11 protein-coding genes are annotated in these 13,176 nt (G+C 43.6%); 1 reads left to right on the plus strand and 10 read right to left on the minus strand.

Annotated features, from left to right (window positions below; all coding sequences use genetic code 11):
* Position 1: 1 nt before the first annotated feature.
* The 9 genes from MgSA37_RS11850 to MgSA37_RS11890 form a co-directional block, all read right to left on the minus strand.
* A complete protein-coding gene (locus tag MgSA37_RS11850; RefSeq protein WP_096352154.1) occupies positions 2–2,179 on the minus strand; it encodes a GH92 family glycosyl hydrolase in 2,178 nt (725 codons plus the stop codon).
* Positions 2,180–2,333: 154 nt separating this feature from the next.
* Positions 2,334–3,356, minus strand: a complete 1,023-nt coding sequence (ruvB, locus tag MgSA37_RS11855) for a Holliday junction branch migration DNA helicase RuvB (RefSeq protein WP_096352156.1) — start codon at positions 3,354–3,356, stop codon at positions 2,334–2,336.
* A 236-nt stretch (positions 3,357–3,592) separates the two neighbouring features.
* Positions 3,593–4,324: a polyprenol monophosphomannose synthase gene (locus tag MgSA37_RS11860; protein ID WP_096352158.1), complete on the minus strand. Its 732-nt coding sequence runs from the start codon at positions 4,322–4,324 to the stop codon at positions 3,593–3,595.
* Between the two features lie 116 nt (positions 4,325–4,440).
* Complete coding sequence (locus MgSA37_RS11865) at positions 4,441–5,934, minus strand: POT-type proton-dependent oligopeptide transporter (protein ID WP_096352160.1); 1,494 nt, start codon at positions 5,932–5,934, stop codon at positions 4,441–4,443.
* Positions 5,935–6,124: 190 nt separating this feature from the next.
* Positions 6,125–7,039 carry a hypothetical protein gene (locus tag MgSA37_RS11870; RefSeq protein WP_096352162.1) on the minus strand — a complete coding sequence of 305 codons (915 nt, stop codon included), beginning with the start codon at positions 7,037–7,039 and terminating at the stop codon, positions 6,125–6,127.
* An 8-nt stretch (positions 7,040–7,047) separates the two neighbouring features.
* The gene (locus MgSA37_RS11875; RefSeq protein ID WP_096352163.1) at positions 7,048–8,226 is read right to left on the minus strand and encodes an acetyl-CoA C-acyltransferase; all 1,179 of its coding nucleotides are present in this window, start codon (positions 8,224–8,226) and stop codon (positions 7,048–7,050) included.
* A 116-nt stretch (positions 8,227–8,342) separates the two neighbouring features.
* Positions 8,343–8,510, minus strand: a complete 168-nt coding sequence (locus tag MgSA37_RS11880) for an Arc family DNA binding domain-containing protein (protein WP_096352165.1) — start codon at positions 8,508–8,510, stop codon at positions 8,343–8,345.
* Between the two features lie 2 nt (positions 8,511–8,512).
* The gene (locus tag MgSA37_RS11885; RefSeq protein WP_096352166.1) at positions 8,513–9,022 is read right to left on the minus strand and encodes a hypothetical protein; all 510 of its coding nucleotides are present in this window, start codon (positions 9,020–9,022) and stop codon (positions 8,513–8,515) included.
* Positions 9,023–9,025: 3 nt separating this feature from the next.
* On the minus strand, positions 9,026–9,883 hold the full coding sequence (locus MgSA37_RS11890) for an SPFH domain-containing protein (protein ID WP_096352168.1): 858 nt from the start codon (positions 9,881–9,883) through the stop codon (positions 9,026–9,028).
* A 109-nt stretch (positions 9,884–9,992) separates the two neighbouring features.
* Here MgSA37_RS11890 and MgSA37_RS11895 point away from each other — a divergent pair, with 109 nt between their 5' ends.
* Positions 9,993–12,059, plus strand: a complete 2,067-nt coding sequence (locus MgSA37_RS11895) for an HD family phosphohydrolase (RefSeq protein WP_096352169.1) — start codon at positions 9,993–9,995, stop codon at positions 12,057–12,059.
* Between the two features lie 21 nt (positions 12,060–12,080).
* Here the strand turns inward: MgSA37_RS11895 and MgSA37_RS11900 are convergent, their stop codons facing one another.
* A complete protein-coding gene (locus MgSA37_RS11900; RefSeq protein ID WP_096352171.1) occupies positions 12,081–13,091 on the minus strand; it encodes a metal-dependent hydrolase in 1,011 nt (336 codons plus the stop codon).
* Positions 13,092–13,176: the final 85 nt, after the last annotated feature.

Below are 13,176 nucleotides of genomic sequence, written 5' to 3' on the forward strand. Positions count from 1 at the left end.
TTTATTTTTCGTTTGATAATGAATACGGTGAATCGGCATTTTTGCTACCCCTTATTTTATTGGGGGTTGAGGACATGCCAAAGTTAATAACGGCACCCTGCAGCAGCATTTTATGGCTCAACCAGTTTAAATCATAAGGTTTGCCATTTACGCTCATGCTTTTTACATAGAAATTGCTGTCGCTGTTATCAGGGGCGTTAATGATCACTTTTTTGCCGTTCTCCAGGTTCACGGTTATCTTTTTAAACAAAGGTGCACCAAGGGCATATTGGTCACTTGCAGGGCATACTGAATAGAATCCCAATGCCGAAAAAACATACCATGCAGAAGTTTGACCGTTATCCTCGTCGCCGCAATAGCCATCTGGCGCCGCAAAGTATAGTTTGTTCATCACGTCACGCACATGGTATTGCGTTTTCCAGGGCTGGCCGGCGTAGTCGTACAAATAAAGCATGTGTTGTATAGGTTGGTTACCATGGGCGTACTGTCCCATATTTACAATTTGCATTTCGCGGATCTCATGAATTACTTCGCCATAGTAACTGTCATCAAATATTGGCGGAAGGGTAAAAACAGAATCCAGTTTCGCCACAAATTGTGTTTTGCCACCCATCAGGTTGATTAAACCTTGCATATCATGAAAAACTCCCCATGAATAATGCCAGCTATTGCCCTCTGTAAAAGCATCGCCCCATTTAAAGGGGTTAAAAGGGGTTTCAAAACTACCATCCTTATTTTTGCCGCGCATTAAGCCTGTCGACGGGTCAAACAGGTTACGGTAATTCATGCTCCTTTTTTTATAGATCTCAATTTCCGATGCAGGTTTATGAAGCGCTTTGCCTAACTGGTATATCGCAAAATCATCATAGGCATATTCCAGCGTGCGGGCGGCATTTTCGTCGATCTTTACATCATAAGGTACGTAGCCCAATTTATTATAATATTCAACGCCTTTACGGCCGGTGCCGCGCGGGCCCTCGTTATTTGCACCATGGATCAAAGCCTGGTAAAGCGTTTCAATATCATAACCACGCCCGCCTTTAAGGTAAGCTTCTGCGACAACAGATGCAGAGTTATTGCCGATCATCACATCCGAGTATCCGGGGCTCGACCATTCAGGCAACCAGCCGCCTTCCTTGTAATCATTTACCAGGCCTTCCTGCATCTCCTTAACAATACCCGGGAAAACCAGGTTTAAGAATGGATAGAGCCCCCTGAAAGTGTCCCAGAAGCCTGTGCCGCCAAACATATAGCCCGGCATTGCAGTGCCGGTATATGGACTGTAATGCACCATTTTGTTATTTGCATCAAATTCGTATAGTTTATTGGGGAAAAAAACCATGCGGTACAGGCACGAATAAAATGTACGCTGCTGGTCAATCGTACCGCCTTCAACTACTACGTGGTTCAAGGTTTTGTTCCACACCTCTTTGGCTTTTTGCGCGGTAATGTTAAAGCTATCGTTGCCCTGTTCTCTTTTTAAATTGAGTTCGGCCTGCTCTATACTTATGAATGACGATGCCACCCGTAAATGTACCTGTTCGCCCTTTGCAGTTTTAAAACCAATTACCGCCAGCGCGTGTTTGGCATGCAGCGACAAAGAATCGGTCAAAGTGCTGTCGCTGTAAGTTTGGGCGATGCTAATGGGCTTATCAGCATAAATAACAAAATAGTCCTTAAAGTTTTTTAAAGGGCCGCGTGCAAATTTGGTAGAGTAGCCGATGATCTTATTTTCACCGGGGATTACTTTTACCCAGGATCCACGGTCAAAGGCGTCAACAATGATGTACGAACTGTCACTCTTTGGGAAAGTAAGCCTGAATTGTGCCGTACGGTCAGTTGGCGTAATTTCAGTTGTAATATCATGGTCGGCAAGGTAAACGCTGTAATAATAAGGCTTCACCGTTTCTGCCTTATGCGAGAACCAGCTGGCGCGGCCATTTTGCGATACTTTTAAATGTCCTGTAACAGGCATGATGGCAAACTGTCCGTAGTCATTCATCCAGGGCGATGGCTGGTGAGTTTGTTTAAAGCCGTTAATCTTATTGGCGGCATAGGTATATTGCCAGCCGTCGCCCATTTTTCCGGTTTGCGCAGTCCAGGTGTTCATACCCCAGGGCAAAGCAATTGCAGGGTAGGTGTTACCATTTGAAAGATCGTATTTGGAGTCGGTGCCCATTAGGGGGTTTACCAGGTCGGCCGGGTCAGGCGTTTTTTTGTTGGTTGCGAAAAAGTTTGGATTGAAATAAATAAAGACGCAAGGAGAAGTAATTTTTTCATTGAATAAAATATAGAAGTTGGAGTAGGGCCACTTTCAGATGGCTTTGTTATGATTAAAATAAAGATGGGTTACTTCCCAGTTTAATTTTTCCTAAATGTTTATAAGCTACTTCGGTGACTTCACGACCGCGCGCAGTACGCATCAGAAAGCCTTCCTGTATTAAAAAAGGTTCGTAAACTTCTTCAATAGTACCTTCGTCTTCACCTACCGCTGTGGCAATAGTTTTTAAGCCTACAGGGCCACCTTTAAATTTGTCAATAATAGTGGTCAGGATCTTATTATCCATTTCGTCAAGGCCGTGTTCATCAACGTTCAGGGCATTCAAAGCATACTTGGCAATAGCGGTGTCAATATTACCGTCACCCTTTATTTGAGCGAAATCACGGGTACGGCGTAACAGCGCGTTGGCTATACGTGGGGTACCCCGGCTACGGCGGGCTATTTCATAGGCTCCTTCATCTGTTATAGGAGTTTTTAAAATAGATGAGGAACGCAGCACAATGGTGGTTAATAATTTTGCGTCGTAATATTCCAGTCGTGAATTGATGCCAAACCTGGCCCGCAAAGGGGCGGTCAATAAGCCGGAGCGTGTTGTTGCTCCAACCAGTGTAAACGGATTAAGAGAGATTTGAACTGAACGGGCGTTCGGGCCGCTCTCCAGCATGATATCTATCTTGAAATCCTCCATTGCGGAGTACAGGTACTCTTCAACCAGCGGGCTTAAACGGTGGATCTCGTCAATAAATAAGATATCGCCTGTCTCCAGGTTGGTTAGTAAACCGGCAAGGTCACCCGGTTTATCCAGTACCGGGCCCGAAGTGATTTTAATGCCCACGCCCATTTCATTTGCGATGATATAGGAGAGGGTGGTTTTACCTAATCCGGGAGGACCGTGCAGCAGCACATGGTCAAGCGCCTCGCCGCGCTGGCGGGCCGCCTGTACAAATATTTTTAAATTGGCTAATATTTTATGCTGGCCGGTAAAGTCTTCAAAAGCCTGTGGACGTAAAACTTTTTCAATGTCACGTTCAGCAGGAGAGAGACGTTCACGGTCAGGATCGAGGTGCTCATTCATGCGGCGTTAGTGATTAGAGATTGGAGACCAGAGATTAGTTTGTTTTGGTTCGACATAGCAATTAGCGCATGAAATTTAAAGATGATACGTAAAATGTGCACATTTCAAACTTACGAAGTTTAACTCGATTTTTATATTTTATGGGCCTAGTTGAGGGCTTTGCCGTTTTAAAACTTCGTAAGTTTTCTTCCGCAAAAATGTCCAATCTCTAATCTCTAATCTCTAACCTCTAATCACTATCCCTCAGGATACTTTCTGAATATAGAATTTACCCTCATCTGGATCACCCCAAAAAAAGCCTCCCTGAAAATGCTTGTCGACATTTTTGAGGTGCCAAGGGTGCGGTCAGTAAAGATGATTGGTACTTCAACCAGTTTAAATCCATGTTTGATGGTGGTATATTTCATTTCGATCTGGAAAGCATAGCCCACAAATTTGATTTTATCCAGGTTGATTGTTTCTAATACTCTCCGTTTATAACACATAAAACCGGCTGTAGCATCCTGAATTTCAATCCCGGTTATAAAACGAACATAAACCGAGGCGAAATAGCTCATCAAAACCCGGCTCATGGGCCAGTTAACTACATTAACCCCATTGATATACCGGGAGCCGATGGCAGCATCTGCCCCCTTGGCACAGGCTTCGTATAATTTTAGCAGATCATCCGGATTGTGTGAAAAATCAGCGTCCATCTCAAAAATATAATCGTATTGCCTGGCAATGGCCCATTTGAAACCATGAATATAAGCTGTTCCCAAACCCTGTTTACCAGCCCGCTCTTCTATAAAAAGCTTTTCGGGGTATTCAAGTTGCAACTGTTTAACTATATTCTGGGTGCCATCAGGCGACCCGTCGTCGATGACCAGTACGTGAAAATCATGAGGAAGCGTAAATACTTTGCGGATCATCCGTTCTATATTTTCTTTCTCGTTGTAGGTTGGTATAATTACGATGCTATCCGGCACTTATATTAAATTGGAGTAAACAGGCGGCAAAAATAATTTATTTTAACCTGCATTTAAAATAAAAAAGCAGTAAAGTAATTGTTACTAAACTGCTTTTTTGTTAACGATAAAATTAGCTATAAATTGTTTGTATCTGCAATTACCTGGTTGTCAACATACGGGTCGGTAATGTAGTTGCGCTCCTTCAGCCGTGGCGAAATAATTAAAAAAGCCACTACAAACACCATGATAAATATGACGAAGAACCACTCGTAGTTTGCGCCCTTAAGATTATGCGCCCACCATCCGCCATTTTCGATCAAACCGTTAACACTGGCGGTAATCAAATTGCCAAACGATACTACCAGGAACCAGATCCCCGTCATGGTGCTTTTCATCGATTTTGGTGAGTGTGTGTAAGCATACTCTAAACCTGTAATCGAAACCATCACTTCAGCAGCGGAAAGTATCATAAAAGCTAGTACCTGCCACCAAATTGACGGCGTACCGCCGTGCTCGATGCTGTTGTGTGTGAAACCGATTACGACAAATGATAAAGCTGTTAAAATTAAGCCAGTGCCGAGTCTGCGCAACGGAGTGGTTTTTAGTCCAATTTTATCGAAAAATGGATATATTCCATAATTAAATAGCACGATAAATATCATTAGGAAAATCGTATTAACCGTTGATACTGAACCCGGATCAATGACGAATGAAGTAAAGCCAAGATTGATATTGCGGTCTGAATGAGCAGCATAAAGTGTCCATTCTGAAAGGCATTGGTCCCAAACCGCCCAAAATGCCAGGGCGAAAAAGAAGACTGCCATTACGCGGTAAACAGCTTTCATGCCCTCCACCTTTTCAGGATCAAACGGGCCTTTGGCAACGTCAAGTAACGATTCGCCCGGTTTGCGTTTCCCCATGTGGGTTAACGCATAAAATGTTATAAATACCAGGTTATTGCGGTTAACGCCTTGTGGTGGAACCTTTACGTATCGTTTGCGACCCATAAAAAATATCAGGGTAGCCAGCGCCATCAATATACCAGGGATGCCGAACGCTAGTTTTGGCCCATATAGCCTATAAGTGGTTGGAATAATAATAGTTGATAACATTGAGCCGGCATTGATGCTAAAATAGAACCAGCCGTAAACTTTGGAAAGCAGGTCCTGGTTGGTGGCATCAAACTGGTCGCCTACGTTGGCTGATACGCAGGATTTTATACCACCAGCGCCAATAGCAACTACCAGCATACCGATTTCAAAGCCGCCAAGGCTGGCGTCGAACATCGATAATAAAAGATGTCCAAGGCAATACACCATCGAGATATATAAGATGAGTTTGTATTTGCCTGTAAACCAGTCGGCCACCATGCCGCCCACAAATGGCAGTGCATAGGCTACCATTACAAACAAGTGGTTTAGTTTATTGGCATGTGCATCTGCTTGCTGGGATAATGCTGCGCTACCCGTAGGGTTAAAAAACTGTTTTACCAAAAATAGCGTCAGTATGGAACGCATCCCGTAAAAACTAAAGCGCTCAGCAGCTTCGTTACCAATAATAAAGGGGACAGCTTTGGGAAACCTGGATTTTTTTGGGACAGCTTCAGCTGCCAAAGTTGTTTCAGACATAGATTGAGGTCAGTTAAATAATTTGACTAAAATACTACAATTCCCGTAAATCAAAATTAAATTCGGATATGCTTTTACAGCGGGTGCAAATATTTGGCATTTATTACAATAGGCGGTGGGTAATTGGGATGCTAAATTATTGGAAGTTAAAACATTGAAATTGAAAGATTCTCAGTGTTAAATTTTCGCCTTAATCTTTCTTTTGGGGTGTAGCTTTATCAATTTCGGCCTGTTTCTTAGGGTCATTATATTCAGCGTCATGCGCGCTGGGCACATTTCTCATATCAAGGTTATCAACATAAACCCAACGGCCATTCTTTTCCTTATAGCCGTCATAGGTCATATCAGGGCCATAGCTATCGTGCTGGTCTTTCATTTTAGGGTCAGGGGGAGCAAGGTGGTCAAAAACGATGAGGTTTTGTTCAGGCACATAGCGCAGCAACAATGATGCCTGCCGCGTGTATTCAAAAACTACCCGCTTTCGGGTTTTTCCGTTACCGTCAAAAACAGGCATGCCCAAAACAGGCTTCTGGTCGTTAAACGATAGCACCTCGATCACCCGTTTTGTTGATTTTACATTATTGCCTTTCCAACCCAGCAATACATAATAGAGTTTTGGTGTATAAACAGGGACGATCCGGTAATACTCCGCCCCGAACCACCTGCGGTTATCAGTGACAGAATCCTCGGGGTTTTTAAGGTCGGGGGTGGCGTCATTTAAAGGATACATCAATAATTTACCGCCTGTGTTGATTTGGATCGTTCCATAAAAGCGGTAACTTCCATCGGCAGCTTCTACCGGCCAGCTGATGATGCGGAACCGGTTATCGGGTGAGTTGATAATGCTCACCGTTTTTACAGAATCAAAAGGATAAAGAAAGGAATTAGGTACTTTTAAGGCGCTTACCATCGTTTTAATGAACGTATAGTTGGCATTCCGGCGGTCCATTTCCTCTGTATCATTTACAAAATGTTTGCCCAGTGTGATCAGCGTATCTTCATAGGCCCTTAAATGTTTCAAGTTAATGGTCTCGTCAGAATGCTGCGCAAAAATCAAACTGGGTATTGCCGCTAATAATAAAAGGGGTATAAATATTTTTTTCATTGCACTAATTAACGCAAATTTTCAATAACCATTGCACTGGCGCCGCCGCCGCCGTTACAAATTCCTGCCGCGCCGAATTTTCCTTTATTTTGTTGCAGCACGTTCAGTAAAGTTACGATAATCCTGGCGCCGGAGGCACCCAGCGGGTGCCCCAATGCAACCGCGCCTCCATTCACATTTACTTTTGCCGGATCTAGTTCCAGGAGCCGGTTGTTAGCGATAGAAACAACCGAAAATGCCTCGTTGATCTCGAAATAGTCGATTTGGCCCGATGATAAACCCGCCCGGTGCAATGCTAATGGAATAGCTTTTGACGGGGCGGTGGTAAACCACTCAGGCGCCTGCTGGGCGTCGGCATAAGAAACAATTTTAGCCATTGGTTTTATGCCCATTTCTGCAGCTTTCTCCGCACTCATTAATACCAGCGCCACGGCACCATCATTCAGGGTCGAGGCATTGGCAGCGGTTACCGTTCCATCCTTTTTAAAAACTGGTTTTAATGACGGGATCTTATCAAACTTTACGGCCGCAGGCTCTTCATCATCGGCAAATAAAGTTACCCCGCCTTTTTTATCTTTTAGTTCGACAGGAGTGATCTCCTCCTTGAATTTACCCTCTTTTTGCGAAGCCTGCGCTCTTTGGTACGATTCAATAGCGAAGGCATCCTGGTCTTCGCGGCTAATATTGCAATCGGCAGCGCAAAGTTCTGCTGCCGAACCCATATGGTAATCATTATAAACGTCCCACAGCCCGTCTTTTATCAGCCCATCGGTAAGCTGGCCGTTACCCAGCCGGTAGCCGTTGCGGGCTTTATCCAGGTAGTAGGGTACATTGCTCATGCTTTCCATTCCCCCTGCAATTACAATATCATTTTGCCCAAGCGAAATACTTTGCGCAGCCAGCATAATTGCTTTCATGCCCGAAGCGCAAACTTTATTGATAGTTGTTGCGGGTAAATAGCTAAGGCCGGCAAATATAGCCGCCTGGGTTGCCGGCGCCTGGCCAAGGTTGGCAGACAGTACATTACCCATGTAAACCTCTTGTATTTGTTCGGGTTTTAAGCCTGCTTTTTCTACTGCCGATTTTATAACAATAGCGCCTAATTGCGGCGCAGATAAACCGGCCAAACTGCCGCCAAAACTACCAATAGGGGTACGGGTGGCAGCAACGATAACTACGTCTCTCATATATGATGTTAAATTGGTAAGGCAAAGTTAGTTTTTTTATGGTGTACTTGTAGAGGCGCAATATTTTGCGTCTCTGGATTTTTCGAGTGACCAGTGAGACGCAAAGTGTTGCGTCTCTACGAATCTTTTTTCTTGCTTTTGTATTTCTTCCGCGCAAGCAAAGCCTGTTGCAGCAAGTATTCTATCTGGCCGTTAGTGCTCCTGAATTCATCTCCGGCCCAGGTTTCAATCTCCTTTAAAACGTCCGGATTGATACGTAATATAAATGCTTTCTTTTCGGCCATATTTAATGTCGCGACTTTCTTCGCCTTCTCAAAATAATCAAATGTTTACCTAAAAATATCAATAACGGAACCAGATTGGCGGGCGTTGTGCCCGGAGTGATCCGGACGCCGTCTCTCGTACTAAAAAGAGAACTTGTTATTTCAATTATTTTGCCGTTAGTTGACGATTCCCAAATATTTTCGCGTGAAAATATCGGGTGGGCGTAAAAATCAGCCTGAAAACCGCTATTAAGGCTCAAGGTTGATTTACGACTAAACCGTTCCCGCGTTACCTTGCCAATAGCGCGGCCATCTACATCCGTGATCACTAAACTGCGGGTAAAGATGTTTTCCCGTTGAAAAACCCACGTGTCCGTCGCCGATTGAACCACCGTTCCGATTGGGGAAAACCAGTGATAACTCATTTTGCAAAAAATATTAAAACCATCTGTTAATTCATACTCGGGATTGAACCAGCCGTGCCTCATCAGGGATAAATCATTTACAGCTTTTGTATCCAGCACACTGTACATATATTAATGATATAAAGTTCCTGTATTAACAACCGGGTTTACGCTTCTGTCGCCGCATAAAACAACCAGCAGGTTGCTCACCATGGCAGCTTTGCGTTCTTCATCAAGGTTAACAATATTCTTTTCAGACAGGCGTGCCAAAGCCATTTCAACCATACCAACTGCGCCTTCAACAATCAATCTGCGGGCTGATATAATGGCTGAAGCCTGCTGCCTTTGCAACATGGTATGCGCTATTTCGGGCGCGTAGGCAAGGTGCGAGATCCTGGCCTCCAATACTTCTATCCCGGCGCGGTCAAGGCGTTCGTTTAACTCTTTTTCCAGTAAAACACTTACCTGTTCAGCTCCGCCGCGCAGGGTTATGGTCGCATTTTCATCCTCTATATTATCATAAGGGAAGGAGTTGGCCAGGTGCCGAACGGCTGCTTCGCTTTGTATGTTCACATACTGCAAATAATTCTCTACCGCGAAAACCGCGTTGGCTGTATCCTTTATTTGCCATACAATTACGGCGGCTATTTCAATCGGGTTACCAACCTTGTCATTTACCTTTAGCTGCTGGCCATTTAAGTTAAATGCACGCAATGATATTTTCTTTTTTACAGTGAAGGGATTTACCCAGAAAAAGCCATCCTGCTTAACCGTACCCACATATTTTCCAAAAAGTGTCAGCACTTTTGATTCATTTGGGTTTACGATAACCAGGCCGGGCAGTACCAGCACAAAGTCAATAGTGCCGCAAATAACGCCAACCGCAATTTGTTCAAAAGCAAGTGCAGCTATGGTAACCGCCAGTAAAATTAAGAATAACGTAAACGCGGCATAGCCGGATGGTGGGTTGATTGTTTTTTCAGCGTCCATGATAATTGATTTTAAAATGATATCATAAAGATATCTAAATTTTATTTACAAAAGCAATAAAAAAATACTTTAGGTAAAATATCTTATTTTTGACGGGTTAAATACATCGATGGCAAAACTATCTTCATCACGCCAAAAGGCAGTGCTTCGCAAATACTCCCGTAATGTTAAGTTTTTAATGATGCTGGTTAGTATTGGTGTGATTGTTATAACGCTTCCCAAGCAGGCGAAATTTAGTTATGATATTGAAAAAGGAAGGATCTGGAACCAAAAGGAACTCATCTCGCCCTATAATTTTGCCATATTAAAAACGCCCCAGGAAATTCAGAATGATGAAAAGGCTGCACTTTCCAGTGTGACCCCCGTTTATCAGCTGGATGATGAAATGGGCGACCGTGAACTGGAAGGGTTTAACGCCGACCTCTCTGTTAAATGGCATGCCTCCGGTATGAAAGCAAGGCAAAAAGATGAATATCAGTCGGCTGGAGATGAATTGCTGAAGTTTATTTATGAAAAAGGGATATTTAACGCCGAACCGAAATATCAGCAAAATTCGGAGAATTATCCCGTAACCATTCTTGATAAAAATATTGCGGGCGACAAAAACACGGGCGATTTGTTTACCAAAGAATCGGCATTGGCCTATTGTGATAAAGTTCTTGTTCAGAAAAAATACCTGGATAAAGCTTTTTTGATCGATTTACTGAGTAACAGGATACAACCGAATTTAACTTTTGATAATAAGTTAACATCCCGGCTGGAAAAAGAAGCTGTTAACGGCCTTTCAACCACCCGTGGCATGGTTCAAAAGGGGGATGTGATTATTGCCAAAGGCTCGGTGGTAAATGATGAGGCCTACCAGAAATTACAGTCATACAAAAAAGCATTCGAGGACAATGCCAGGATAGACGGCGACCCACGGTTGGTTTTACTTGGGCAGGTGTTGTTGGTCGCCATTGCCATTACCTTGTTAATGGTGTTTTTATACCTTTTCCGAAAAGATATTTATGAGGATAACCGCCTGGTGAGTTTAATATTGCTGGTGGTTACCGCTATGCTGGTCACTTTATCAGCGGCTATAAAATTCGAATTGCCCAATTTGTACTATATCCCATATTGTATAGTGCCAATTATCATCCGCATCCTGTTTGATACCCGCCTTGCGTTGAATATACATTTGCTGGTGGTATTGATAGCCGGCTTTTTTGTACCAAACAGCTTTGAATTTGCCTATTTTGAATTGACAGCCGGCATGGTTTCCATCTACAGTATCAAAAACCTGATCAGGCGCGAACAATTCCTTATTTCAGCACTGATCATCACTTTTACTTACTTTTTGGCATTTATCGGCATTTCCCTTATCCGCGAAGGTAGTTTAAGGAGTATAGAATGGATAAATTTCCTGCCATTTGTGTTTAGCGTACTGCTTACCCTGCTGGCTTACCCGCTTATTTATATTTTCGAAAAGGTTTTCGCGATAACATCAGATATTACCCTGATCGAACTAACCAATACCAATGCGCCATTATTGCGCGAAATGGCATTTTCTGCGCCTGGCACCTTTCAGCATTCGCTGCAGGTGGCCAACCTGGCCGAAAACGCCATTTATACCATCGGCGGCAATGCTTTGCTGGTTAGGGCAGGAGCCCTGTATCATGACATCGGGAAAATGGAAAACCCGCTTTATTTTATTGAGAATCAAAGCTCGGGCTTTAACCCCCATGATAAACTGCAATACCAGGAAAGCGCGCAGATCATTATAGGCCACGTTAGGAAAGGCATTGAGATGGCGCGCAGGGCTAACCTCCCTGAAATTGTGATCGACTTTATACGAACACACCATGGCGATACCCGGGTTGATTATTTTTACCAGTCGTTCCTGAAGAATTTTCCTGAAAAGTTCATCGATGAAAACACGTTCCGTTACCCGGGCCCTATCCCGTTTTCGAAAGAAGGCGGCGTTTTAATGCTCGCCGACTCGGTGGAAGCGGCTTCGCGCTCATTAAAGGAACCTGATGAGAAATCCATCAGCGACCTGGTCGACCGTATTGTAAAATACAAACTCGATCAAAGCCAGTTGAAAGACAGTAATATCACGCTGAAGGATATTGAAACGATCAAAACCATATTTAAACGGATGCTGATGAGCATTTACCATGTGCGGATAGATTATTAGGGCTTTTTATGGTGGCTGATTTTAATTTCCTCTAATCCTTTTCCAGAAAGATTGGACGCTTCGCCAATTCCATCCTTCAAGCCTGCCCCGCTGAACGACCATTTTGTTTGATTGAGGGGATTGTAAAAAATAATGAAATACGAATTTGCCTTTTGGGTTTTCCCATCCCATTACCTGGCCGAAACGCAGGTCGTTAAATACCAAACTATCGCGCCATTTTTCTACCGTATAAAACTGTTTGGAAAAACGGATCAGCTGCTGAACATCACGGTGACTACGTACAGTATTTAGCAAGGAGTCATTTCGGGGGAAGTATTGAAAAGCAATTATTTTTTTACTGTCTAACAGTGAATGAAAGCCAACATAATACCCCTTGTTATTGCCGGCAACTACAAACCAAAGCAAATTTTGCATTGGCGCAGGTGTGGTAAAGTACCTGGTGTAACTGATATGCTGTTTTTGCAGTATGCTTTTTAGGTCTGTATCAGCCTGGTTTTTATTAAATAAGCAATATACCAGGTATAATCCACTCAGGCCAAGCCCCATTTGCCACCATTTTTTCCGTGGCGGCGTACCAGCGCTTATAAATATCAGCGCAATACAGGCAATACCCGGCCAGATAGAGAACAATGGATCGGCCACATAAATAGCGTTGAACGTAATGCGGCAGTGGCTGAAAGGTTCAAACCAACCCACGCCATAATTATTAAAAGCATCAATAAATACATGCAAAAAAATCACCGTTCCGAAAAACAGGGCCCATTTCCAAAACGGGATATTAGTTTGCCGGTGCCAACGCCAGGCGAGCAATGCAAATAATGTTCCTGCTATTGCGCAAAACACAAATGAATGGGTAAAGCCCCTGTGTGCGAGCAAAGCCGACGGGGTAGTCATCCAAAATGACGACACAAAATCAATGTCAGGGATGCTATGCGCTATTGCTCCCCAAAGCATTGCCTTTTTACCCAGCTTCTTCCCGGCAAATGCTTCGCCCATGCAGGCTCCAATGGCAAGGTGAGTAATGGAATCCATGTTTATCCTGGTATGAGGTGTAAGGATTTGTGTTTACTAAAATCTATTGCTCCATTTTGCGGAACGCAATAATTAAATCCAACAT

Source organism: Mucilaginibacter gotjawali (genome assembly GCF_002355435.1).
Taxonomy (GTDB): domain Bacteria; phylum Bacteroidota; class Bacteroidia; order Sphingobacteriales; family Sphingobacteriaceae; genus Mucilaginibacter; species Mucilaginibacter gotjawali.

Excerpts from the sequence above, each read along its gene's own strand:
- MgSA37_RS11895 (WP_096352169.1), top strand. The coding sequence starts at position 9,993 with ATGGCAAAACTATCTTCATCACGCCAAAAGGCAGTGCTTCGCAAATAC.
- MgSA37_RS11875 (WP_096352163.1), bottom strand. The coding sequence starts at position 8,226 with ATGAGAGACGTAGTTATCGTTGCTGCCACCCGTACCCCTATTGGTAGT.
- MgSA37_RS11870 (WP_096352162.1), bottom strand. The coding sequence starts at position 7,039 with ATGAAAAAAATATTTATACCCCTTTTATTATTAGCGGCAATACCCAGT.
- MgSA37_RS11890 (WP_096352168.1), bottom strand. The coding sequence starts at position 9,883 with ATGGACGCTGAAAAAACAATCAACCCACCATCCGGCTATGCCGCGTTT.
- MgSA37_RS11865 (WP_096352160.1), bottom strand. The coding sequence starts at position 5,934 with ATGTCTGAAACAACTTTGGCAGCTGAAGCTGTCCCAAAAAAATCCAGG.
- MgSA37_RS11900 (WP_096352171.1), bottom strand. The coding sequence starts at position 13,091 with ATGGATTCCATTACTCACCTTGCCATTGGAGCCTGCATGGGCGAAGCA.
- MgSA37_RS11885 (WP_096352166.1), bottom strand. The coding sequence starts at position 9,022 with ATGTACAGTGTGCTGGATACAAAAGCTGTAAATGATTTATCCCTGATG.
- MgSA37_RS11850 (WP_096352154.1), bottom strand. The coding sequence starts at position 2,179 with ATGGGCACCGACTCCAAATACGATCTTTCAAATGGTAACACCTACCCT.
- ruvB (WP_096352156.1), bottom strand. The coding sequence starts at position 3,356 with ATGAATGAGCACCTCGATCCTGACCGTGAACGTCTCTCTCCTGCTGAA.
- MgSA37_RS11880 (WP_096352165.1), bottom strand. The coding sequence starts at position 8,510 with ATGGCCGAAAAGAAAGCATTTATATTACGTATCAATCCGGACGTTTTA.